This is a genomic window from Nocardioides daedukensis (genome assembly GCF_013408415.1).
Classification (GTDB): Bacteria; Actinomycetota; Actinomycetes; order Propionibacteriales; family Nocardioidaceae; genus Nocardioides; species Nocardioides daedukensis.
On sequence record NZ_JACCAA010000001.1, the window covers coordinates 2,222,750 to 2,243,143 of the forward strand.

Consider the following 20,394-nt stretch of genomic DNA (forward strand, 5'->3'; position numbering starts at 1 on the left):
TTGCGGTGATGGGCACTCCACAACGACGCGTCCACGGTCACGACCCGCGTAGCGTGGAGGACATGACTCCAGCAAAGCTCCTGACCGACTCGTTCGACCGGATCCTCGAGGGTGGACTGGCTGCCGTCGACGGACTGAGCGAGGACCAGCTGGCCCATCGGCTCTCACCCGAGGCGAACTCGATCGCCTGGCTGATCTGGCACCTGACCCGGGTGCAGGACGACCACATCGCCGACGCGGCCGGGCTGCAACAGGTGTGGGCGGCCGATGGCTTCGAGGAGGACTTCGCCCTCGACCTGCCCGCCGATGACACCGGCTTCGGGCACAGCGCCGAACAGGTCGGCCTGGTCCGGGCCAGCAGTGAGCAGCTGGCTGCCTATCTCACCCGGACCCATCGGCAGAGTGTTGCCTGGGTCGGTGGCCTCGCTGAGGAGGACCTGGACCGGGTGGTGGACACCAACTGGGACCCGCCGGTGACCCTCGGCGTACGCCTGGTCAGCGTGATCAATGACGACACCCAGCACCTCGGGCAGGCCGCCTACCTGCGGGGACTCCTCGGCTGAGTCGACCGGGTTGCGGTGACCACCGAGCCGTCGACCTCGGCGTGGAGACCGCACGCGACGGCGTGGTCCACAAGGGTCGGCGCCTGGTCGTCACTGGCCTCGATGTGCACCGCGCCCCCGGGTGCGAGCCAGTCGTTCGCCTCCGCCAGCACGCGCCGCGCCAGGTCCAGACCATCGGCGCCGCCGTCCAGCGCACTCGTCGGCTCGTGCAGCCGGGCCTCGGGCGGCAGCAGGCCGAGGGCAGAGGTGGGCACGTATGGCGTGTTGGCCAGGAGTACGTCGATCCGCCCGCGCAGGTGATCGGGCAGCGCTGCGTAGAGGTCACCGCGATGCACTTCCCCGCGGCCCTCGAGGTTGTCCCGTGCGCAGTCGACCGCCTCGGCGGTGAGGTCGGCGGCGTGCAGCTCGATCGACTTCTCCACGCCCACCAGGAAGGCCAGGCCGAGCGCGCCTGAGCCGCAGCAGAGATCGACGACGACCTCGGGTCGCGGATGGTGCGCGAGGGCGACCTCGACGAGGCGCTCGGTGCGCACCCGCGGCACGAAGACACCGGGGCGGACCTTCACCCGCAGGCCGGCGAACCGCGCCCAACCAACGACCTGCTCGAGTGGCTCGCCGGCGACCCGGCGGGCGAGGAGCCCCTCGAGGTCGTCACCGGTGGCCGACTCGAGCAGGATCTCGGCCTCCTCCTCGGCGAAGACGCAGCCCGCGGCGCGCAGACGGCGTACGAGCTCGGCCTGGTCGGTCACCGGGTCAGTCAACCAGCGCTCAACGCAGCATCTGCTCGAGCAGCGGTCCGGCCGTCTGCGAGCCGGACTCGCCGATCTCGACGAAGACCGCGACCGCGAACTTGTCAGTGGTGCCGAGCATCCAGGTGTGGGTGGGCAGCTTGCCGCCCTTGGCGGTGCCATATTCGGCGGTGCCGGTCTTGGCGCCGACCTCGCCGGGGATGTCGGCCAGGAAGCGGCCCGAACCCTCGGTGACCACGCTACGCATCAGCGCACGGAGCTGGGTGGCCTCGTCGTTCGTCAGCGGCTTCTTCGGCGCCTCCTGGCTGACCTTGTGCCCGGTGATCAGGCTCGGCAGCACGGTGCGACCGGAGCGGACCGAGGCGGCGACGGCAGCCATCGCCAGCGGGGAGGCCAGGACCTTGCCCTGGCCGATCTGGTCCGCGGCCTTCTCGGTCTCGCCGCTCGCGGGCGGCACCTGACCGAAGTAGGCCGGGAACCCGAGGTCGTGGTCGACGCCCAGGCCCAGGGCGGCCGCCGCCTCGGTGAGGTCATCGGTGCCGAGCTTGTCGCGCTCGTCGATCAGGGCGGTGTTGCAGGACTGCGCGAACGCCTCACCGAGCGTCACCTTGCCGAGCGAGCTCGAGGGATAGTCGTCGTAGTTCTTGAACGTCTTGCCGTCCACCACCACGGTCGCCGAGCAGTCCACCATCGACTGCGGGGTCAGGCCGTTGCGCAGCAGCGCCAGTGCGGTGACGACCTTGAACGTCGAGCCGGGCGCATAGCGGGCGGCAGTCGCGGTGTTCTGGCCATTGCCGCCGGGGCCACTGGCAGCGGCGAGGACCCTGCCGGTCTGCGGATCGAGGACCACGATCGCGCTGGCCGGCTTGGTGTCTGCCAGGACCTGCTCGGCCTTGGTCTGCAGGTCGATGTCGAGGGTCAGCTCGAGCGGCTCGCCGTCCTCGGGGTCCTGGCTGAAGAGCTCACGCTCCTCACCGGTGGCATTGACGGCTTCGACCTGGATGCCGTGCTGCCCGGCCAGCTTCTCGTCATACCGTGCCTGGAGCCCCGAGAGCCCGGCCGTGTCGCCGGGTGCGAGTCGTCCCTTGGACTTCTTCACGATCTCGGCGGTCACCGGTCCCACGGTGCCGAGCAGTGGTGCGGCGAACGTCCGGGTCGGCGCGAGCGGCATCTGGGAGCCCAGGGAGACCGCGCCCGGGATCTCCTCGTAGGAGGCGTCGAGCTGGGTCCGGGCGTCCTCGGCCCGCATCACCAGTGCCTCCACGAACGCCTTGTCGCCTGCTGCCTCGGCCCTCTTCACATAGGCGGCCTGGTCGATGTCGAGGGCGTTGGCGATGGCCTTGGCGCTGCTGGCAACCTGGCTCTTCTTGATCTTGGTCTTGTCGAGGCCGAGCTTGAGCACGTCGCGGTCGGTGACGATCGGCTCCTTGTCACCGGCCAGGATCTCGCCGCGCTTGGCCTGGAGGGTGTCGAGTGAGAGCTCCTCGCCGTCCTTCAGGGAGGGCTCGACCAGGCTGGGTGCCCAGACCACCTTCCACTCGTCGTCGACACGGGTCAGGTGCGCGGTGGCGTCGTACTTCCACTGGGCCCCACCCAGGTCCCAGGTCCAGGTCAGGCTCGCGGTGGTGTTGTCGTCCTCGACGTCGCCGACGTCGGCGTCCACCTTCGCCCCTGAATCGCCGAGACCGTCGACGACGGCCGTGAACTCCTCGTCCGGACGAGCACCGGTGAACGGCACGTCCGCCAGATCCTTCGCCGAGAGAGCCGCGGCCAACATGTCGGCCGTCGCCTGTGGATCACCGTCGTCGCCGAGCAGGCTGCAGGAGGCGGTGGGCAGGGCCAGCAGGAGAGATGCTCCGAGAACCACTGGTGTGCGCATGGAAAAGATCATGACAGCCGCCACCCACAAGGAGCATGATCGCTCCGTCAGCACCCTCTCGGATCTCGACTGGGTGCGAACCCTCCTGGCGACTGATGGAGCGCGTGGGGAAGCGCCGCGAGGCCCACAACGTGAAGGACTCGCTGCACCGCACCAAGGGCTGGCTCGACAACTTCACCTATGCGCTGCTCGCCGAGGAGTGGAGCGGTTAGTCCACCCGCGGCGCATACATGATCACCGCGACCCCGACGAGGCAGATCAACGCCCCGGCGACGTCATACCGATCTGGCTTGAAGCCGTCGACCACCATCCCCCAGGCGAGCGAACCGGCCACGAAGACACCGCCGTACGCCGCGAGGATGCGCCCGAAGTTCGCGTCCGGCTGCAGAGTCGCGACGAATCCGTACGCACCGAGCGCCAGCACGCCGGCACCGATCCAGACCCAACCACGGTGCTCGCGCACCCCCTGCCAGATCAACCAGGCTCCGCCGATCTCGGCCACCGCCGCGAGCGCGAAGAGCAGCAGCGACCTCGTGATCGTCACGCCTGGTCCTTGGCCGCGCCGTGCAGCCGCTCCATCTGTGCGTCCAGGCTGGCCGCGGTCTCGGCCGCGTCCTTGAGCTCGCGCAACAGCTCGGTGGGAACCGCGGTGCGATATTTGTAGTAGATCTTGTGCTCGAGGCTGGCCCAGAAGTCCATCGCGACCGTGCGGATCTGCAGCTCGACGGTCACCTGCACCACCCGGTCCGAGAGGTGCACCGGGATCTCGACCAGCGCATGCAGGCTGCGATAGCCGTTCGGCTTCGGGTCGACGATGTAGTCCTCGACCTGGACCACCTTCAGGTCGGGCTGCCCCGAGAGCAGGTCGAAGACCCGATAGACGTCCGAGGTGAAGCTGCAGGTGACCCGGACGCCGGCAATGTCGGTTATCTGCTCGCGGATGTCCTCAAGCGTGCTCGGCACGCCACGACGCTGCATCTTGTCGAAGATGCTCTCCGGCGACTTCACCCTCGAGAGCACGTGCTCGATCGGGTTGTAGTCGTGCAGGTGGGCGAACTCCTCCTGCAGGATCGAGATCTTGGTGGTGACCTCGTCGATGCCGAACTTGTACTCCATCAGGAATCGGGTCAGCTGTCCGCTGAGGGCGTGGAACTCCTCGAGACTGCTGATCTCGCCGAGCGGGCTGCTGATGGTCACCCCTCGATGATAGGGACTGGGGCAACGCCCCGCGTGCGGCAGACTGGTGGCATGCGAATGGGGCTGCGATGACTCGCTCGATGAAGGACAAGATGCTCGCCGGTGAGCACTACCTCGCCGACGATCCCGAGCTGATCGAGATGCTCACGACCAGCCAGGGCCACATGGACCGCTACAACGCGACGGCGTCCTCGGACCATGAGGGGCAGCGCGCGATCCTGGTCGAGTGGCTCGGGTCGGTGGGCGAGGGCGTCAGCATCCGGCCGCCGTTCCGGGTGGACTACGGCACCAACATCCACGTCGGCGACCGGGTCTTCGCCAACTATGGCCTGGTCGCGCTGGACTGCTGCGAGATCACCATCGGCGACGACTGCCAGTTCGGGCCCAACGTGCAGATCCTGACGCCGCTGCACCCGTTGGAGGCCGGGCCGCGGCGCGACAGGTGGGAGTACGCCGCCCCGATCAGCATCGGCGCGAACGTCTGGGTCGGCGGTGGAGCGATGATCCTGCCTGGCGTCACCATCGGCGACAACGCCGTGATCGGGTCCGGGTCGGTGGTCACCCGAGACATCCCGGACAACGCCCTGGCGGTCGGAAACCCGGCCCGGGTGGTCAGGGATCTGGCCGAGTCCTGAAGTCGCGCACGGCAGACTGGACCCCATGAAGTTCACCGAACGAGAAATGACGGTGGCCGTCGACGTGGTCGGCAAGACGCTCCATGCCGCGAAGAGGCCGCCGTGGCGGCGGGGCGACGCCGACGCCGAGTGGGAGCAGTTGAAGCCGATCGAGAAGTATCACCACCGCGCGGCCGCCGGGGAGATGATCCTCGGTCCGCTGGTCGCCCTACCGGAACGACCGACGATCGGAGCCCGGCCCGAGTTCACCGATCAGGAGCTGGCCTCCGCCGCCGAGGAGAGCACCCGCAACCTGATGGAGCACCGCAAGCCGGGCGCCTGGGAGCGGCTCTCGGCCAAGAAGCGCAAGGTGCTCGTCGACTCGACGGTTGCGTTCGTGCGGATCGGCATCAACGCGATGCCGATCCGCCAGGACCCGGACGCACTGATCGTCCCGGACCACCTCTGAGCTCAGGTCAGATCGGCTTGCTGAGCGTCGCCGTGTCGATCACGAACCGATACCGGACGTCGCCGGCAACGACGCGCTCATAGGCACCGTCCACCTCGGCAGCCGAGATCGTCTCGATGCTGGCACCGATCCCGTTCGCGGCACAGAACTCGAGCATCTCCTGGGTCTCGGGGATGCCACCGATGTTCGATCCGGCCACCACCCGGGACCCGCCGACCACCGATGACGGCCGCAGGGCCCACGGCGAGGGCGGCATGCCCACGTTGACGAAGACACCGAGTGGCTTGAGTGCCGAGACGTAGCGGTTCACGTCGACATCAGCACTCACCGTGTTCAGGATGACGTCGAAGGTGCCGCGCAGTGACTTCAGCGCGGCCGGGTCGGCGGTGGCGACGTGTGCCTTGGCGCCAAGGGCCTTGGAGTCCCCGGCCTTGGCATCCGAGCGGGACAGGACCGTGACGTCGGCACCGAGGGCGACCGCGAACTTCACGCCCATGTGGCCGAGCCCGCCGAGGCCGACGACGGCGACCTTCGAGCCGGGCCCGACTCCCCAGCGCTTCAGCGGCGACCAGGTGGTGATCCCGGCGCAGAGCAGGGGTGCTGCCTCGTCGAGGCCGACGCCCTCGGGGATGCTGCACACGAAGCGCTCCGAGACCGGCACCTGCTGGGCATAGCCGCCGCGGGTGGCCTCACCGTCATAGCCGCGACCGTTGTAGGTCATCACCGCGCCCTTGAGGCAGAACTGCTCCTGGCCGTCCTTGCAGAACTCGCACTCGCCGCAGGAGTCGACCATGCAGCCGACGCCGACCCGGTCGCCGACCTTGTGCTTGGTCACGCCCGCTCCGACGGCCGAGACCACGCCGGCGATCTCGTGGCCGGGGGTCATCGGGAAGATCGCCTTGCCCCACTCCTCGCGGACCTGGTGGATGTCGGAGTGGCAGATGCCGGCGAACTTGATGTCGATGAGCACATCGTCGTCGCGCAGCTCGCGCAGCGGGATCTCCGCCACTTCGAACGGGGCTCCGGCGGTGGTGGCCTGCAGGGCAGTTGTGGTCGTCATGATTCCGACCATAGACCCGAAGGCCAATGGGCCTCGAACCGTTCAGCCGCGGACCAGCAACAGCACGCCGAGGGTCAGCATCACCAGGGCCACCAGCCCGTCGAGGATCCGCCACGACGAGGGGCGTGACATGAATCCGGCCAGCAGCCGCGCCCCGTAGCCCAGGATCGTGAACCAGAGCAGGCTGGCCAGGACTGCGCCGCCCGCGAACCACCATCGCCCGGACGGCCCCTCGCCGTTCCCGATCGATCCGAGCAGCACCACGGTGTCGAGATAGACGTGCGGGTTCAGCCAGGTCAGCGCCAGCGCGGTCGAGACCGCAGCGGCGACGCTCGTCGTCGTCGCTGCCCGTTCCGCCTCGAGCCCGGCACTCGGCCGCAGCGCACGGCGTACGGCCAGGAGCCCGTAGCCGATCAGGAAGGCCGCACCGAACCAGGTCAGCCAACGCAGTACGCCGTCCGCCTGCTCGACGACCGCGCCCAGCCCGGCGATGCCGGCGGTGATCAACACCGCGTCGGAGACCGCACAGACCGCGACCACCGCACCGACGTGTTCCTGGCGGATGCCCTGGCGCAGCACGAAGGCGTTCTGGACGCCGATGGCGACGATCAGCGAGAGGCCGGCGGCGAGACCGAGGCCGCCGGAGCTGAGCATCTGGGAGCTGAACGAGGAGGGCACGAGAAGAAGGTAGGCGCACCCACATCATTAGTGCCAGCGACTAAAACTGAAGGATCATTAGCATTGCTTCATGGACGTCGACGCTCTCCATCTCAAGACGCTCGCCGCGATCGTGGACGAGGGGTCGCTCGAGCGCGCTGCCGTCGCGCTGGTGATCACACCTTCCGCAGTCAGCCAACGTCTCAAGGCGATGGAACGCCAGGTCGGTCGCATCCTCTTGCAGCGGACCCGACCCCCGCAGCCGACCGCCTCCGGCGAGATCTTGTTGCGGATGGCCCGGCAGATCGCCGCGCTCGAGCGTGACGCGATCGACCAGCTGGGGCTGGGCACCGGACCGTCCGAGATCCCACTGGTCATCAACGCCGACTCGCTCGCCACCTGGGCGATGTCGGCACTCGCGCCGCTCGCCACCGACGGCCGGATCATCCTCGACATCCACCGCGAGGACGAGGCGCACTCGACCACGTTGCTGCGCTCCGGCACGGTGATGGCGGCGGTCACCTCCACTCCCGACCCGGTGCAGGGCTGCGTCGTCGATCGACTCGGCGCGATGCGCTACCGGGCGGTGGCGACGCCGGACTTCGTCGCGCGCTGGTTCCCCGAGGGCGCCAACGCCGCATCTGTCGCGACTGCCCCGACGATGGACTTCGACCGCAACGACGACCTGCAGAACAAGTTCATCGCACGTCTCACCCGACGCCCCGTCTCGCCGCCGCGCCACCATGTGCCCGGCTCGGATCAGTTCGCAGAGGCAGTACGTCGTGGCATGGGGTGGGCGATGTTGCCCGACCTCCAGACCGTCGAGGACCGCGCCACCGGCACCCTGGTCGAGATCGGAGCGCGACCGGTCATCGACGTACCGCTGTTCTGGCAGCGGTGGCGCCTGGACTCACCCGTCCTGGCCGAGGTGACCGCCGCGATCCGGGAGGGCGCGGCATCCGCACTGCGGTGAGTCAGACCGTCGGATCCTCGACCTGCAGCGGCGCGGAGGTCGGCACCCGCACCGGCTCGGCACGCGGCCCGACGCCGTTGACCTCCGGGGAGATCCTGCGCTCGAGACCGATCGCCACCACTGCCAGCCCCGCACAACCGGCGACGAGCAGTCCGATGAAGGCGGAGTTCAGCTCGTGGCGCAGCATGAACCCGGCCACCAGGGGCGCGAGCACCGCACCGAGCTGGAACGAGCCGGACGACAGCGCGTTGTAGCGACCCCGCAGGTGCGCCGGGGCCAGGTCGTTGGTGATCGCCGGCAGGGTGGGCTGGAGCAGGGTCTCCCCGCTGGCGAAGAGCGCGTGGAAGACCAGCACCATCGCGGCCGCGGTGATGGTGCCGGAGAAGGCGCCCGTGGCGCCGAGGATCAGCCAGGAGGCGGCCCAGATCGCCGCCATCAGCACGACCACCCGGGTGCGCCGGCGACCGTGGATCTTGCGCAGCACGAAGAACTGGAAGGCGACGATCACCACCGTGTTGACCGCGAACGCCCACCCGATCACTCGCGTGGAGACCTCACTGACCTCGCGCGCGAAGGCCGGGAAGCCCGCCTCCATCTGCCCGTAGCCGATGAACGCGAAGATGAGCCCGATCGCGAACAGGTGCGGCACGCCGGGACGGCGCAGGATCGAGAGATAGCTGACCTTGACGCCGATCTCCTCCTCCGGGGTCTCGCTGCGGCCGTGCACGTGGCGGAGTGGGCCGAGCATCAGCGCGATCGGGATCAGCATGCAGACCGCGTCGATGAGGAAGATCGTCGTGAACGTCTTGGGACGCGACACGTCGATGAAGATGCCGCCCACCACGCCGCCGAGCCCGATGCCCAGGTTCACCAGGGCGAAGTTGATCCCGAAATATTGCACCCGCACCGGCCCGTCGACCAGCGACGAGATCAGCACGTTGAACGCGCCCCAGCCGCCGGCGTTGCAGATGCCGATGAAGAACATCGCCGCGATCACGGTCGGCACATCCTCGGCGAAGGCCAGGATCGCCACCCCGATCGACTGCGCGCCACTGCCGATGATCACCATGATCCGCGCGCCGAGGCGGTCGGTGAGGTTGCCGGCCACCGGGGTGAGGAGCAGCGCGATCGCGAAGGCGAGGGCCATCAGCGACCCCGCCACGTCCAGGGTCAGCCCGCGCACCTCGTGCAGGTAGATCACCGTGAACGGCAGGGTGAGCCCGCGGCCGAGCACCTGGAAGACCGTCGAGCAGAGCAGCCAGCGGGCCGGCCTCGGCAGCGCCGCCCAGAACGAGGAGATGGTCATGGCATGCGGGTCCGAGGTCACCGGCACATTCTGCTCGGTGTGACTGACACCAGCGAATGGTTATCGATTACGCATCAGATTGAGGTCGACCGGGCCGTCGATCCCGTCGACCGTGCCGCGGTCGTTGCGCTGCCAGATGTGCCACTCGCCCGGCGGCGGCACCGTGCCCACCCGGCGCACCCACAGCGGGCGGTCGAACTCCGCCACCATCGAGTAGAACGCCTCGAAGCCGGGGTGGAAGTAGACGACGACCCGCTCCTCGCTCGCCTCCTCCACCAGGGCGATGAACCTCTGCACCTGCTTCTGCAGGAGCACCGGGTCCGGGGGCGGGTCGCAGTTGCCGATCAGCTCCAGGTCGACCACCGGCGCCAAGTCAGTGGCACCGGTGATCGTGGAGACGAAGTGCGCGGCCTGCGGCTCGGGCGCCGCACAGAGCGTGTAGTAGTGATAGGCCCCGACCTCGATCCCGGCCGCCTTCGCGGCGCGCGCGTTGCTCACGAAGCGTGGGTCGCTGAACCCGCTGCCCTCGGTCGCCTTGAGATAGGCGAACTCGACCCCGTCCGCGGCCACCCGCTCCCAGTCGATGTCGCCCTGGTGCTGCGAGACGTCGATGCCCTTCCGGTCCCGCGAGCCGGTGGGGGAACTGGTGGGAGAGGCACTCGGCCGCACCGTCGGCGTGGCGCTCACCGTGGGTGTCGCCCGCTCACCCGGCTGCACCGCGACCGGCGCATCCTGGCCACCACACCCGGCGAGAACCAGGCCAGAAGACAGGGCAGCCGCCAGCAGTACGGCGTACCTCATCGCGCGTCGAGCTCGGCGATCATCCGCTTCGGCGCCGTCAACCGATAGGAGGCATCCACCAGCTCGCCCACCTCGTCCCAATCGGTCTCGGGATCGGCCAGGTCGAGTGCGCGCCATCCGAACGGCCCGTAGTACATCGGCGAGAAGAACCGCGGGTCCTGGTCCAGGGCCTCGCGCTCGGACTCCTCGACCTTCACCAGCAACGCGGAATCCACCCGGCGGTGGCCACCGTCGATCTTCTCCCCGCCGCCGAAGACCGCGAAGTTCTTCTTCACCCGGAAGTTCGGCCGGCCGTGGGAGACATATTCCTCCGCCCCGGGGAAGCCGAGCACCACACCTCGGAGCCGGATCAACAGCGGGTCGTCGTCATCGAACATCACCGGGTGGGTCATGACACTCAGTTCCTCCATCTGGTGCGACTGCTGGGCGCGCGACCGGACGACTCCGCACCCACCTGGACCTCACTGCCATACGACCACCCGGACCGCAGCGGCAGATATGCCCCACTCCAGAACGTGCCGGGGTCGAACCATGCCGCCTTCCGGACGTCCGCGAGGACACCCATCTCCTGCAGGGTGAGCGCCACCGTCTCGGCACAGAAGGCCTCCTCGGGCCGCACCCGCTCGCCACGCTTGCGGCGCGGGACATAGGCGTCCCGGCTGCGCAGCCACCGACCGGCCAGCTTCAGCGTGCTCGGGAAGGAGACCCCGTCCAACCGCGCGATGGTGCCGAGCACCGAGTCCTCCTCGGCGTGGCCCACCTCCGGGTGCAGCTGACGCAGATAGGCGGTCTGACCGTAGGTCTCGCGCCACCGGCCCACTGCCTCGGACAGGTCGTGCAGTTGTACGCCGCGGTGGTGGCCACCGCTCCAGTGGTCCAGGAGCGTCTTGCCCAGCTCGGCATGCCAGAGCAGCGGCGGCAGGTCGTCGATCACCACCGACATCGCGACATGGTTCACCGGCGCGTTGGAGACGACCCGGATCGCGCGGTCGGCCGCCGTACGTCCCCGGAAGAGCCACAGGTCGCCGGTGCGGGTGACGCGGATGGCGTCGTCGATGTCGAGCACGCTCCGAGGCTAACCTGCTTCCATGGCGAAGAACTGGTGGAAGTGGGTGGGTCTGGCCGGCGTGGCCGGGGTCGCGGCGACCGGCGCGGTGATCGCGCGCAACGAACGCGAGCGCCGCTCCTACACCCCCGACGAGATCCGCACCCGGCTGCACCAGCGGCACGCGGAGGCCCAGTCCCGGTGAGCTGATCCGTACGGTGGAGCCATGCGCTCCCCCATCCCGGACTATCTGCAGGAGGTCCTTGCCGCCTGTGCCCCCGCCACCGGAGCGGTGGCGGACTACATTCCCGAGCTCGCCGCGGCCGACCCGGACCGGCTGGCGATCTGCATCGCGACGCCCGACGGCGCGGTCTACACGGCCGGTGACACCGACGTGGAGTTCACCATCCAGTCGATGTCCAAGCCGTTCGTCTATGCCCTGGCGATCGCCGACCTCGGCCTGAAGGGCGTGCTGGCGAAGGTCGACGTGGAGCCCTCCGGCGAGGCGTTCAACGTGATCTCGCTGGAGGAGGAGTCCGGTCGTCCGGAGAACCCGATGATCAACGCCGGCGCGATCCTGACCCACTCACTGGTCCGTGGCGCCGACGACGAGGAGCGCTTCGAGCGGATCCTCGAGATGTTCAGCAAGCTGGCCGGGCGCGAGCTCAGTGTGGACGAGGAGGTCTTCGCCTCCGAGTGGTCGACCACGCACCGCAACCTGGCGATGGGTCACATGCTCAAGGCGGTCGGGGTGATGGAGGCCGATCCGGTCCGCGTGGTGCGCGGCTACGTCCGGCAGTGCGCGATCAAGGTGACCTGCCGCGACCTGGCGGTGATGGCGGCGACGCTGGCGGGTGGCGGCGTACACCCGGTCAGCGGCGAGCGACTGCTCTCCCGCGAGGTGACCCGGCAGGCGCTGAGCGTGATGACCACGTGCGGGATGTATGACGCCGCCGGCGACTGGGTGACCACGGTCGGGATCCCGGCCAAGAGCGGGGTCAGCGGCGGCATCCTCGGCGCGTTGCCCGGCCAGGTCGGGCTCGCGGTCTTCTCGCCCCGCCTGGACGTGCACGGGCACAGCGTGCGCGGCGTCGAGGTCTTCGGGCGGCTCTCGGCCGACATGGGCCTGCACATGATGGACGTGGCCCCGCAGCCGACGGCCGCGCTCCGCCAGCAGTATGCCGATGACTCCCGCACGGTCTATCGGTTGCAGGGCAACCTGCGCTTCGCCGGCACCGAGACGGTGGTCCGCGCAGTCAGCGAGGCCGATGTCGAGACCGAGCGGGTGGTCCTGGACCTGACCCGGGTGAACAGCGTCGACGACGTCTCCCGGCGGATGCTCGACGAGGTGGTACGCCGGCTCGCGATCGACGGTGTCCGGGTCGAGCTGATCGACCCCGAAGGCGTGCTTCCTCAGCAGTGACATCCGGCCCGGAGGATGGAAGGCTCCCTCACATGCAGATCATCCTGGTTCCCGGACTCTGGCTCAACGGTTCCACGTGGAACGACGTCGTCCCGCTGCTCGAGGCCGCCGGGCACCATCCGGTGGCGTTGACCCTGCCCGGCATGGAGTCGAAGGACGCCGACCGGGCCTCGATCACCCTGGCCGACCACGTCGCCAGCGTCGTCGCAGCGCTCGATGCAGCCGACGAGCCGGTGCTCCTGGTCGGTCACTCGATCGGCTGCGGCATCGCCCATGCCGCTCTCGACGCGCGAGTTGGCAAGGTCGCGCGCATCCTCCACGTCGGCGGGTTCCCCGCCGCCGAGGGCGAGTCCCTCCTGGCCGGCCTGGCCGGTGGCGGTGACGAGGTGCCGATGCCGGACTGGGTCGAGATGGGCGAGGAGGCCAACATCGTTGACTTCGACCCGGACCGGCTGGAGGCGTTCTATGCGGCCGCGATCCCTGCCCCCACCAGGGTGCTGACCGATCCGGTGCATCTCGGCGATGCCGCCCGGCACGAGGTCCCGGCGACCTTGGTCTGCCCGGAGTACTCCGCGGCGCAACTGCAGGAATGGGTCGACAGCGGGGACCTCCCCGAGATCACGGCGAACCGGCACACGACGTACGTCGACCTCCCCGGCACCGGCGAGACCTGCGGGCACTGGCCCCAGGTCACCCAGCCCGAGGCGCTGGCCGGCGTCATCCTGTCGGCTGCCCACTGACCCGCTCGAGCGTCAGCGCAGGTCCCGGCGCATCACCACGCGGGGAAAGCCCCCGGAGACCGCATCCGTCGCCGCGGCCCAGGTGAAGCCGGCGGCCTCGAACAGCGCGCGGGTGCCGACGTACGCCATCGTCAGGTCCACCTTCGCGCCGTCGTTGTCCACGGGATAGCCCTCCACGGCCGGCGCTCCCTGCGAGGCCGCATAGGCAACGGCACCGGGGATCAGCGTCCGCGCGATCCCCTGCTTGCGGAACCCGGCGCGCACCCGGATGCACCAGATCGACCACACCGGCAGGTCGTCGACGTGCGGGATCTTCGTCGATCGGGCGAACGGTAGCTCCGAGCGTGGCGCGACGGCAGCCCAACCGACCGGCTCCCCGTCACGGCGGGCAACCACGCCGGGTGCGACCGCGCGGGAGCACAGCCCGCGGACGTAGTCGGCGCGCTCGGGGCCCTTGAGGGACGTGTTCAGCTTCGCCGGGATGCGGTGGCTCAGGCAGAAGCAGACCGAGGAGTCCGGGTTCTTCGGCCCGAGCAGTGTGGCCACCTCATCGAAGTCATGGCCGGGCACGATCTCGATCGTCATGTCAGTGAGGCTAGTCGTCGGCACCGACGAGCAGCCTGCTCCGGAACAGCTCGAGCACGTCGTCCAACGCCTGGCGGGTGCGCGAGCCCGGCTCGTCGATGAGGTGCTCGGTGACCACCGAGTGCGGCGCGATCAGGGCATCGGGGTTGGCGTCCTCGTCGTCGAGCTCGACCGCCACGAACGCATCGCCCAGCTGCTCGCGCAACCACCCGAACCGCTCGTCGGGGACCAGCTTGTCGCTGCGGAAACGAAGCCCCAGCACCTTCAGCTCACCGGCGACGCATCGCTGCCTGACCACGGCCAGGTCCGCCTCCGAGATGTCGGTACCGGCCTTGCGACCCGGAAGGGCGGCCAGCGGGAGCGAGGGCTGGGAGAGCACCGGCGCCAGCACACGCGCGTCGGTGGCCATCGCGAGCGCGAAGCCGCCGGTCAGGCACATCCCGATCGCACCGACCCCCGGCCCACCGCAGCGCTCGTGCTCGTGGGCGGCAAGGTCGCGCAGCCACGGGATCACCGGCGAGGTCTTGCCGGTGGCGAAGAGGCTGAACTCCCTGCTCACGCAGACCCTGCCCAGCGACCGGGCCATGGTGGCCGCGGTGCCGGCCCGCCCGTGCGCCGACGGGTCCGGGTCCCGGCCGGGGGCCCCGAACAGGTGCGGCAGCACGACGGTGAAGCCTTCGTCACGCACGGTCCGGGCGAACTGGGCCACCTTCGGCGTGATCCCCGGGAACTCGGCCAGCACGATCACCGCCGGCCCGACACCGGATCGATAGACCTGGTGCTCCTTGCCCTGCGAGGAGAACGTCTCCAGCTCGAAGTCCGCGAGCGCGTCATCTGTCATGCGCCGACTCTAGTCAGCCGCGGGCGCTGACCTCGGGGAGCGAACGGCCCAGGGCCGCCCCGATCAAGCCGAGCACGGCCAGCAGGACCAACGCCGGGACGTTGCCCCAGATCGACAGCACCCCGGTCACGGCGCCGGCGGCCAGCAGCAGCACGCCCATCGCGGTGTTGGCGACCGCGACATATTCGGTGCGCTGGTCGCCCTCGGCCATGTCCACGACATAGGTCTTGCGGGCCAGTCGCGTGCCCAGGTGGACGATCGCCAGCAGGAGGTACGTCGTGGGGTGCAGCCAGGCCGACTCGCGCAGCGTCGCGGAGGTCAACGCCAGCAGGTAGCCGCCGATCACTGCCGATGCCCCCACCGCACACCACACCATCAGCTGGCGCGAGGAACGGTCCGCCAACCGGCCGAAGAGCCGGCCACCGACCAGGTTCGCCACTCCTTGGGCCATCACGAACAACCCGAGACCCGAGAGCGCTCCACCGTTGCTGGACGCGCCGATGGCGACCACGAACGGCGGGCTGAGGGCGGAGACGAGCAGGAGTGAGCGGACCAGGACGAAGCGGCGCAACGTCGCGTCGTCGCGGAGCAGGTGCCAGGCCTGCGCGGCCCAGCCCGGCCCCTCGGCCGGGTCGTCGGGCTCGGTCTCCGGCTCCCGGATGCCGACATAGATGGCCAGCCCGATCACCCAGGTCGCCGCCGCGGCGAAGAGCAGCAGGGCGAGCAGGCCCGCGTCCACGTCTCCGCCCCACACCTCCAGCGCCAGGCCGAGGGTGAGTGCCACCGCGCCGGAGAGCACCGTGACCACCCCGTTGATCTGACCGCGCTGACCCTTGGGGATGGTCCTGCCGAGCACGTCCTTGCTGGCCAGCGAGCAGAGCGCGCGCCCCAGTGCGAAGACGGCCAACGCGACCAGGATGGCGATGCCGGCAACCCATCCCTGCCAGGCGAGGGCGGCCAGCGCCATCGACGCGGTCGCCACTGCCTGGGCACCGGCCCCGGCGACCCAGGCCCACTTGCGGGCGCGGAGTCGACGTACCCACGAGGTGAGCGGGGCCTGGGGAAGCATCGAGCCGGACTCGCGGATCGGCACGAGCAGCGCGAGCATCCCGCCCGGCGCACCCACCGCGCCGAGCAACCACGGCAGGACCGTCTTGGCGTTGACCACCTGGTCGCCGATGCCCTGCATCGCCTGGCCACCCATTTGGCGCAGGCCGTTGCGCTCCACGTGCCCGACGGCGTCCTCGGCAAGGTCTGGTGCTTGGTCGCTCTCGGTGCGGACCAGGCGTGAGTACATCGAAGTCACGGCTGCATCATGCTCTGTGCCTCCTCACGGTGACCAGCACGGTGGCTAGGCTGGCTCAATGAGCAGGGAACAGTGGGACAGCGAAGCCGCGACCTATGACGAGGAACCCGACCACGGCCTCACCGACCCGACCATCCGGGAGGCGTGGCGCCAGCTCCTGGCCGGCGTGCTCCCCTCGCCGCCTGCACACATCGCCGACCTGGGCTGCGGCACCGGGACCCTGGCCAGGCTCCTGGTCGACGAGGGCTACAGCGTCGACGGTCTCGACTTCTCCCCCGAGATGCTGGCCCGGGCGCGGGTGAAGGTCCCGGAGGCGACGTTCGTGGCCGGCGATGCCTCCACCCCGGCGCTCAAGGAAGGCACCTATGACGTGGTGCTGAGTCGACACGTGCTCTGGGCGCTGCCGGACCCCAAGACGTCGTTCGCCAAGTGGGTCAAGCTCCTGCGCCCCGGTGGGATCGTCGTCCTGGTCGAGGGCGACTGGAGCACCGGAGCAGGGCTCAGTGCAGCCGAGGCCGAGGAGATCGTGCGCAGCGTGCGCCAGGACGTCAGCGTGCAGCGGCTCTCCGAGGAGATCTATTGGGGCAAGGTCATCGACGACGAGCGCTACCTGTTGATCAGCCGGAGCTGACCACTCGCTCGGCCAGGCGCACCGCGGCGTGAGCCGCCAGGGCGGCCTCGTCCGGGTCGGCCGCCGCCTCGTGCGGCACCAGTCCGCCGAGCAGCGCGACCGGCTGGGTGAGCCATGCCCAGGCGTGCCACGGGTCCATCCCCGCCGAGAGCAGCGGCAACAGCAACGGCAGCATCTCCACCCGGGGCTCACCGGCGGCGGTGAGCTGGAACGCCGGGATCAGCTGGTCGCGGTGGTGCGGTACGACGAGCAGGGCATGCGCCGCAGAGGCCTTGTGCACGGCGAACCGGGTGGCGTTGACCGACTCCCCGCGCAGCTCGGCCAGCGAGCCATAGCTGTGCACGGGGCTGGCCAGCAGGGTCTTGCGGACCCGCGCCTGCCGGGCGAGCTGCACCAGCGCCAGGGGTACGGCGTACTCGCGCTCGCTCCCGTCGCTGTGCAGGACCGTGTCGAGCTGGTCGAGCTGCTCGGCCGTCAGCGGATCGCCGGTGTGCGGGTCGACCCACTGCGCCAGCCCGGAGGCGTCGCGGGTGAAGGACGGGAGGCCGGCCTCCGCCAGGTGCGACTCGAGACCGAGGTCCTCGAGCCAGGCCGCCAGCCGCTCGGCCAGGTCGTCTGTCATGCGCACCATTCTCGCGCACGCAGGTGACGGGAAGTTCCCGACCACCCCTGTTGTTGTCGCTGTCATGAAGAACATCGGCTTCCTGAACTTCGGCCACTGGTCCGCCGCCCCGCAGTCGCAGGTCCAGACCGCCTCCGACGCGCTGCTGCAGTCGATCGACCTCGCAGTGGCTGCCGAGGAGGTCGGGGCGGACGGTGCCTACTTCCGGGTGCACCACTTCGCGCAACAGCTCGCCTCGCCCTTCCCGCTGCTCGCCGCGATCGGCGCGAAGACCAGCCGGATCGAGATCGGCACCGGCGTGATCGACATGCGCTACGAGAACCCGCTCTACATGACCGAGGACGCGGGTGCGGCCGACCTGATCGCCGGTGGCCGGCTGCAGCTCGGCATCAGCCGGGGATCACCGGAGCAGGTCATCGACGGGTTCCGCTACTTCGGCTATGAGCCGCCGGAGGGCGACCACGCCGAGATGGCGCGCCAGCACACGGCGATCTTCCTGCAGCAGCTGGAGGGCAAGGGCTTCGCGCAGCCCAACCCGCGTCCGATGTTCCCCAACCCGCCTGGCCTGTTGCGTCTTGAGCCGCATTCCCCCGGCCTCCGCGACCGGATCTGGTGGGGTGCGGGCTCCCGCGCCACCGCGGTGTGGACTGCGGAGCAGGGGATGAACCTGATGAGCTCGACGCTGCTCACCGAGGACACGGGTGTGCCGTTCCACCAGCTCCAGGCCGAGCAGATCCAGATGTTCCGCGACGCCTGGACGGCCGCCGGTCACCAGCGGGAGCCGCGGGTCTCGGTGTCGCGCAGCATCTTCCCGATCGTGAGCTCGATGGATCGGGCCTACTTCGGTGACGAGTCGCGCAGCCAGGACCAGGTCGGGAACCTGGAGGGCGGCCGGGCCCGTTTCGGCAAGACCTATGCCGGTGAGATCGACCAGCTGGTCAAGGACCTGGCCGAGGACGAGGCGATCGCCGCGGCCGACACCGTCCTGATCGCGGTGCCGAACCAGCTGGGTGTCGACTACAACACCCAGATCATCGAGAACATCGTGCGCTACGTCGCTCCCGAGCTGGGCTGGCGCTGAGCCCTCACTCGATGGTGAGCTCCAGGTCCACGCCCGCGTCCATCGTCGGCGTGGCCAGCCGGGTCACCGTGCCCTCGGTGACGGTGAACTCGTCGACCAGGTCGTTGAGGTTCGTTCCCCCGCTGGGGGTGGCGGGGGCGAGCCTCTGACTGCTGTGCAGTCGGATCTCGCCGTCGCCGACCTCGGTCACCTCGAAGGTCACCGGCCCCATCGCCTCGATGGTGACCTCGCTGCCGAGGTGCACCTCCTCGGTGGTCACCTCAGGCACAGCCGGTGAGGGGCTCTCCGCCCAACCGTTCCAGCTGGTGGCCTCGATCGTCAGCGTGACCGGCTCTGCGGGCGTGCCGACGGTGCCGGTGTCCCCTGAGCCAGCGCAGGCCCCGAGCCCGGCAATCAGGACGAGGCAGGCCGCGAGAGTCATCTTCATGACCCTGTGACGGGGTGGTCGTCAGTTCGGTTCCAACGCACCCTGCAGCCAGCCCCACGCCTGGCTGATCTCGTCGGCGGTGGCCCGGGTGCCGGGAACCAGGTGCGTGGGTCGCGGGCGGCGGTCGTGCCAGAACCGCCCGTTGGGCAGCTCCTGCTCGGTCGCCGCCAGCCAGACGCTCGTGTCCGCGCCTTCCTCGTCGTCGCGCAGGGCGCCGCGGGTGAGCTTGCGGAAGGCGGGCAGTGACTCCTGTACGCCGGGGGTGTCGGCCCAGCCCGGATGCATCGCAGCCGTCGTTATCCGGTCCAGCGACCACCGGTCGGCGAGCAACGGGAGCATCTCGACCTGCATCCGCTTGGAACGTGCATAGGCGGTCGCGGGGGCATAGTCCCCGTCGCGGAACTCGGGATCGGCCGCGGGCAGGCGCTGGGCATACATCCCACCGCTGCTGACCAGGATCACCCGGCCGTCGCGCAGGCGTTCGTGCAGGAGCTCGGTCATCAGCACCGGGCTCAGGACGTGCACGGCCATGCTCAGCTCGTGGCCCTGCGGCGACTCGGTCCGCTCGGGGGGCATCACGCCGGCGTTGTGGATCACGGCGTGCACCTCGGACACCGACAGCTCGCGGGCGAAGCGGCGTACGTCGTCAAGGTCTGCCAGGTCGCAGCGCTCGATGTGCAGGTCCGCGTCCGGGGTCCGCTCGAGGATCCGCTCGCGCACCCGGTTGCCCTTGTCCTCGTCGCGGACCACCATGTGCACGGTCGCGCCGAGCTCGGCCAGCGCCTCCACGCAGCCGATGCCGAGCCCCGAGCTGGCGCCGGTGACCAGCACGTGCCGACCGGCGATCGCTCCGGGCGCGGGGTCCGCCGGCCAGCCCGGCAGGCGTCGACGCAGGTCGAACCCGAAGCGGGTGTAGCCGCCGACCATGGTGCGGTCGAGGAAGGTGTCCAGGGCCCGGGCGGGCAGAGGCATGGTCATCGTCCCGCCTCCAGTGCGTCGAGGCTGGCGCGCAGCTGCCGGATGGTCTTGCGGGCGAGGAAGGGGAGATAGGCGGCCACCAGCGGGGAGATCGCCTTCGCTCCTCCGGAGAACGAGAACTCCGCGTGATAGCTCACCTCGGAGCCGTCGGCGCTGGCCCGGATGCCGAGCACGTCGTGGCCCTCGAACTGCTCGTTGCGCCCGACCATGTGCACCCGGGTCGGCCGCTCGAGCTCGACGGTGGTGTAGCTGACCTCGGTCTCGCGGCCCATGAAGACCGAGACGTTGCGATAGGTGCTGCCGACTCCGCCGTCACCCTCGATCAGCTCGCAGGTCTTGGTGCCGGGGTCCCACGCCTCCGCGTTGCGGAAGTCCGCCAGATAGCGGAAGACGCGCTCCGGCGGTGCCGTGGTGAACAGCGTGCGGCTGACGGACGGCCTCATCGGA

At 69.7% G+C, this 20,394-nt stretch carries 26 protein-coding genes; 9 read left to right on the plus strand and 17 right to left on the minus strand.

Annotation, left to right across the window (positions count from 1 at the left end; all coding sequences use genetic code 11):
• The first annotated feature begins 62 nt into the window (after positions 1-62).
• Positions 63-563, plus strand: coding sequence for a mycothiol transferase (locus BJ980_RS10970; RefSeq protein WP_179502325.1), 501 nt, complete (start codon positions 63-65; stop codon positions 561-563).
• Here BJ980_RS10970 and BJ980_RS10975 read toward each other — a convergent pair.
• From BJ980_RS10975 to BJ980_RS10995, 4 genes are all read right to left on the minus strand, one after another.
• Positions 539-1,312, minus strand: coding sequence for a putative protein N(5)-glutamine methyltransferase (locus BJ980_RS10975; RefSeq protein ID WP_179502326.1), 774 nt, complete (start codon positions 1,310-1,312; stop codon positions 539-541). The two genes, BJ980_RS10970 and BJ980_RS10975, sit on opposite strands and share 25 nt — an antisense overlap.
• A gap of 19 nt (positions 1,313-1,331) precedes the next feature.
• Positions 1,332-3,191, minus strand: a complete 1,860-nt coding sequence (locus tag BJ980_RS10980) for a penicillin-binding transpeptidase domain-containing protein (protein WP_179502327.1) — start codon at positions 3,189-3,191, stop codon at positions 1,332-1,334.
• A gap of 208 nt (positions 3,192-3,399) precedes the next feature.
• Positions 3,400-3,735 (minus strand): YnfA family protein, encoded by a 336-nt coding sequence (locus BJ980_RS10990; protein WP_179502328.1) that lies wholly within the window; start codon positions 3,733-3,735, stop codon positions 3,400-3,402.
• The gene (locus BJ980_RS10995) at positions 3,732-4,388 is read right to left on the minus strand and encodes a GTP pyrophosphokinase (RefSeq protein ID WP_343047784.1); all 657 of its coding nucleotides are present in this window, start codon (positions 4,386-4,388) and stop codon (positions 3,732-3,734) included. Before BJ980_RS10995 ends, BJ980_RS10990 begins: the two co-directional genes overlap by 4 nt.
• 68 nt (positions 4,389-4,456) lie before the next feature.
• Between BJ980_RS10995 and BJ980_RS11000 the strand changes: the two genes are divergently transcribed.
• Together BJ980_RS11000 and BJ980_RS11005 are read left to right on the plus strand one after the other, a co-directional pair.
• Positions 4,457-5,023, plus strand: a complete 567-nt coding sequence (locus BJ980_RS11000; RefSeq protein WP_179502329.1) for a sugar O-acetyltransferase — start codon at positions 4,457-4,459, stop codon at positions 5,021-5,023.
• Positions 5,024-5,048: 25 nt separating this feature from the next.
• Positions 5,049-5,471, plus strand: a complete 423-nt coding sequence (locus BJ980_RS11005) for a hypothetical protein (RefSeq protein WP_179502330.1) — start codon at positions 5,049-5,051, stop codon at positions 5,469-5,471.
• A gap of 7 nt (positions 5,472-5,478) precedes the next feature.
• Here the strand turns inward: BJ980_RS11005 and BJ980_RS11010 are convergent, their stop codons facing one another.
• Together BJ980_RS11010 and BJ980_RS11015 are read right to left on the minus strand one after the other, a co-directional pair.
• Entirely contained in the window at positions 5,479-6,531 is a 1,053-nt protein-coding gene (locus BJ980_RS11010; protein ID WP_179502331.1) for an NAD(P)-dependent alcohol dehydrogenase, read from the minus strand.
• Positions 6,532-6,573: 42 nt separating this feature from the next.
• Complete coding sequence (locus tag BJ980_RS11015) at positions 6,574-7,209, minus strand: LysE/ArgO family amino acid transporter (RefSeq protein WP_343047785.1); 636 nt, start codon at positions 7,207-7,209, stop codon at positions 6,574-6,576.
• A 70-nt stretch (positions 7,210-7,279) separates the two neighbouring features.
• Here BJ980_RS11015 and BJ980_RS11020 point away from each other — a divergent pair, with 70 nt between their 5' ends.
• Positions 7,280-8,161, plus strand: coding sequence for a LysR family transcriptional regulator ArgP (locus tag BJ980_RS11020; protein WP_179502332.1), 882 nt, complete (start codon positions 7,280-7,282; stop codon positions 8,159-8,161).
• Between the two features lies 1 nt (position 8,162).
• Here the strand turns inward: BJ980_RS11020 and BJ980_RS11025 are convergent, their stop codons facing one another.
• Genes BJ980_RS11025 through BJ980_RS11040 form a run of 4 tightly spaced genes read right to left on the minus strand, consistent with a single transcriptional unit; the run spans position 8,163 to position 11,334 of the window.
• The gene (locus tag BJ980_RS11025) at positions 8,163-9,488 is read right to left on the minus strand and encodes an MFS transporter (RefSeq protein ID WP_343047786.1); all 1,326 of its coding nucleotides are present in this window, start codon (positions 9,486-9,488) and stop codon (positions 8,163-8,165) included.
• A gap of 39 nt (positions 9,489-9,527) precedes the next feature.
• On the minus strand, positions 9,528-10,268 hold the full coding sequence (locus BJ980_RS11030) for a glycoside hydrolase family 25 protein (protein WP_179502333.1): 741 nt from the start codon (positions 10,266-10,268) through the stop codon (positions 9,528-9,530).
• On the minus strand, positions 10,265-10,660 hold the full coding sequence (locus tag BJ980_RS11035; protein WP_179502334.1) for an MmcQ/YjbR family DNA-binding protein: 396 nt from the start codon (positions 10,658-10,660) through the stop codon (positions 10,265-10,267). Before BJ980_RS11035 ends, BJ980_RS11030 begins: the two co-directional genes overlap by 4 nt.
• A 5-nt stretch (positions 10,661-10,665) precedes the next feature.
• The gene (locus BJ980_RS11040) at positions 10,666-11,334 is read right to left on the minus strand and encodes a hypothetical protein (RefSeq protein ID WP_179502335.1); all 669 of its coding nucleotides are present in this window, start codon (positions 11,332-11,334) and stop codon (positions 10,666-10,668) included.
• Positions 11,335-11,356: 22 nt separating this feature from the next.
• Between BJ980_RS11040 and BJ980_RS11045 the strand changes: the two genes are divergently transcribed.
• From BJ980_RS11045 to BJ980_RS11055, 3 genes are read left to right on the plus strand one after another with little or no spacing between them, the layout of a single operon-like run.
• Positions 11,357-11,518: a hypothetical protein gene (locus BJ980_RS11045; RefSeq protein ID WP_179502336.1), complete on the plus strand. Its 162-nt coding sequence runs from the start codon at positions 11,357-11,359 to the stop codon at positions 11,516-11,518.
• Positions 11,519-11,539: 21 nt separating this feature from the next.
• Positions 11,540-12,736: a glutaminase gene (locus BJ980_RS11050; RefSeq protein ID WP_179502337.1), complete on the plus strand. Its 1,197-nt coding sequence runs from the start codon at positions 11,540-11,542 to the stop codon at positions 12,734-12,736.
• 32 nt (positions 12,737-12,768) lie between these two features.
• Positions 12,769-13,476 carry an alpha/beta fold hydrolase gene (locus tag BJ980_RS11055; RefSeq protein WP_179502338.1) on the plus strand — a complete coding sequence of 236 codons (708 nt, stop codon included), beginning with the start codon at positions 12,769-12,771 and terminating at the stop codon, positions 13,474-13,476.
• A gap of 12 nt (positions 13,477-13,488) precedes the next feature.
• On the opposite strand, the gene BJ980_RS11060 is transcribed toward BJ980_RS11055, so the two are convergent.
• From BJ980_RS11060 to BJ980_RS11070, 3 genes are read right to left on the minus strand one after another with little or no spacing between them, the layout of a single operon-like run.
• Entirely contained in the window at positions 13,489-14,061 is a 573-nt protein-coding gene (locus BJ980_RS11060) for a GNAT family N-acetyltransferase (RefSeq protein WP_179502339.1), read from the minus strand.
• Positions 14,062-14,071: 10 nt separating this feature from the next.
• Entirely contained in the window at positions 14,072-14,902 is an 831-nt protein-coding gene (locus BJ980_RS11065; RefSeq protein ID WP_179502340.1) for a dienelactone hydrolase family protein, read from the minus strand.
• Between the two features lie 13 nt (positions 14,903-14,915).
• Entirely contained in the window at positions 14,916-16,199 is a 1,284-nt protein-coding gene (locus tag BJ980_RS11070; protein WP_179503869.1) for an MFS transporter, read from the minus strand.
• 67 nt (positions 16,200-16,266) lie between these two features.
• On the opposite strand from BJ980_RS11070, the gene BJ980_RS11075 reads away from it, so the two are divergent.
• Complete coding sequence (locus tag BJ980_RS11075) at positions 16,267-16,839, plus strand: class I SAM-dependent methyltransferase (RefSeq protein WP_179502341.1); 573 nt, start codon at positions 16,267-16,269, stop codon at positions 16,837-16,839.
• On the opposite strand, the gene BJ980_RS11080 is transcribed toward BJ980_RS11075, so the two are convergent.
• Positions 16,826-17,461 (minus strand): hypothetical protein, encoded by a 636-nt coding sequence (locus BJ980_RS11080; RefSeq protein WP_179502342.1) that lies wholly within the window; start codon positions 17,459-17,461, stop codon positions 16,826-16,828. The two genes, BJ980_RS11075 and BJ980_RS11080, sit on opposite strands and share 14 nt — an antisense overlap.
• On the opposite strand from BJ980_RS11080, the gene BJ980_RS11085 reads away from it, so the two are divergent.
• Positions 17,460-18,542 carry an LLM class flavin-dependent oxidoreductase gene (locus tag BJ980_RS11085; RefSeq protein WP_246279959.1) on the plus strand — a complete coding sequence of 361 codons (1,083 nt, stop codon included), beginning with the start codon at positions 17,460-17,462 and terminating at the stop codon, positions 18,540-18,542. The two genes, BJ980_RS11080 and BJ980_RS11085, sit on opposite strands and share 2 nt — an antisense overlap.
• Positions 18,543-18,546: 4 nt before the next feature.
• On the opposite strand, the gene BJ980_RS11090 is transcribed toward BJ980_RS11085, so the two are convergent.
• The 3 genes from BJ980_RS11090 to BJ980_RS11100 are packed head-to-tail and all read right to left on the minus strand — an operon-like array spanning position 18,547 to position 20,390.
• Entirely contained in the window at positions 18,547-18,963 is a 417-nt protein-coding gene (locus BJ980_RS11090; protein WP_179502343.1) for a hypothetical protein, read from the minus strand.
• A gap of 27 nt (positions 18,964-18,990) precedes the next feature.
• Complete coding sequence (locus BJ980_RS11095) at positions 18,991-19,947, minus strand: SDR family NAD(P)-dependent oxidoreductase (RefSeq protein ID WP_179502344.1); 957 nt, start codon at positions 19,945-19,947, stop codon at positions 18,991-18,993.
• The gene (locus tag BJ980_RS11100) at positions 19,944-20,390 is read right to left on the minus strand and encodes an SRPBCC family protein (RefSeq protein WP_246280254.1); all 447 of its coding nucleotides are present in this window, start codon (positions 20,388-20,390) and stop codon (positions 19,944-19,946) included. Before BJ980_RS11100 ends, BJ980_RS11095 begins: the two co-directional genes overlap by 4 nt.
• Positions 20,391-20,394 lie beyond the last annotated feature (4 nt).

What these genes read in the sequence shown, in the direction of transcription:
- BJ980_RS10970 (WP_179502325.1), top strand. Translation starts at nt 63, where the DNA reads ATGACTCCAGCAAAGCTCCTGACCGACTCGTTCGACCGGATCCTCGAG.
- BJ980_RS10980 (WP_179502327.1), bottom strand. Translation starts at nt 3,191, where the DNA reads ATGCGCACACCAGTGGTTCTCGGAGCATCTCTCCTGCTGGCCCTGCCC.
- BJ980_RS11000 (WP_179502329.1), top strand. Translation starts at nt 4,457, where the DNA reads ATGACTCGCTCGATGAAGGACAAGATGCTCGCCGGTGAGCACTACCTC.
- BJ980_RS11005 (WP_179502330.1), top strand. Translation starts at nt 5,049, where the DNA reads ATGAAGTTCACCGAACGAGAAATGACGGTGGCCGTCGACGTGGTCGGC.
- BJ980_RS11010 (WP_179502331.1), bottom strand. Translation starts at nt 6,531, where the DNA reads ATGACGACCACAACTGCCCTGCAGGCCACCACCGCCGGAGCCCCGTTC.
- BJ980_RS11020 (WP_179502332.1), top strand. Translation starts at nt 7,280, where the DNA reads ATGGACGTCGACGCTCTCCATCTCAAGACGCTCGCCGCGATCGTGGAC.
- BJ980_RS11030 (WP_179502333.1), bottom strand. Translation starts at nt 10,268, where the DNA reads ATGAGGTACGCCGTACTGCTGGCGGCTGCCCTGTCTTCTGGCCTGGTT.
- BJ980_RS11035 (WP_179502334.1), bottom strand. Translation starts at nt 10,660, where the DNA reads ATGACCCACCCGGTGATGTTCGATGACGACGACCCGCTGTTGATCCGG.
- BJ980_RS11045 (WP_179502336.1), top strand. Translation starts at nt 11,357, where the DNA reads ATGGCGAAGAACTGGTGGAAGTGGGTGGGTCTGGCCGGCGTGGCCGGG.
- BJ980_RS11050 (WP_179502337.1), top strand. Translation starts at nt 11,540, where the DNA reads ATGCGCTCCCCCATCCCGGACTATCTGCAGGAGGTCCTTGCCGCCTGT.
- BJ980_RS11055 (WP_179502338.1), top strand. Translation starts at nt 12,769, where the DNA reads ATGCAGATCATCCTGGTTCCCGGACTCTGGCTCAACGGTTCCACGTGG.
- BJ980_RS11060 (WP_179502339.1), bottom strand. Translation starts at nt 14,061, where the DNA reads ATGACGATCGAGATCGTGCCCGGCCATGACTTCGATGAGGTGGCCACA.
- BJ980_RS11065 (WP_179502340.1), bottom strand. Translation starts at nt 14,902, where the DNA reads ATGACAGATGACGCGCTCGCGGACTTCGAGCTGGAGACGTTCTCCTCG.
- BJ980_RS11070 (WP_179503869.1), bottom strand. Translation starts at nt 16,199, where the DNA reads ATGTACTCACGCCTGGTCCGCACCGAGAGCGACCAAGCACCAGACCTT.
- BJ980_RS11075 (WP_179502341.1), top strand. Translation starts at nt 16,267, where the DNA reads ATGAGCAGGGAACAGTGGGACAGCGAAGCCGCGACCTATGACGAGGAA.
- BJ980_RS11085 (WP_246279959.1), top strand. Translation starts at nt 17,460, where the DNA reads ATGCGCACCATTCTCGCGCACGCAGGTGACGGGAAGTTCCCGACCACC.
- BJ980_RS11080 (WP_179502342.1), bottom strand. Translation starts at nt 17,461, where the DNA reads ATGACAGACGACCTGGCCGAGCGGCTGGCGGCCTGGCTCGAGGACCTC.
- BJ980_RS11090 (WP_179502343.1), bottom strand. Translation starts at nt 18,963, where the DNA reads ATGACTCTCGCGGCCTGCCTCGTCCTGATTGCCGGGCTCGGGGCCTGC.
- BJ980_RS11095 (WP_179502344.1), bottom strand. Translation starts at nt 19,947, where the DNA reads ATGACCATGCCTCTGCCCGCCCGGGCCCTGGACACCTTCCTCGACCGC.
- BJ980_RS11100 (WP_246280254.1), bottom strand. Translation starts at nt 20,390, where the DNA reads ATGAGGCCGTCCGTCAGCCGCACGCTGTTCACCACGGCACCGCCGGAG.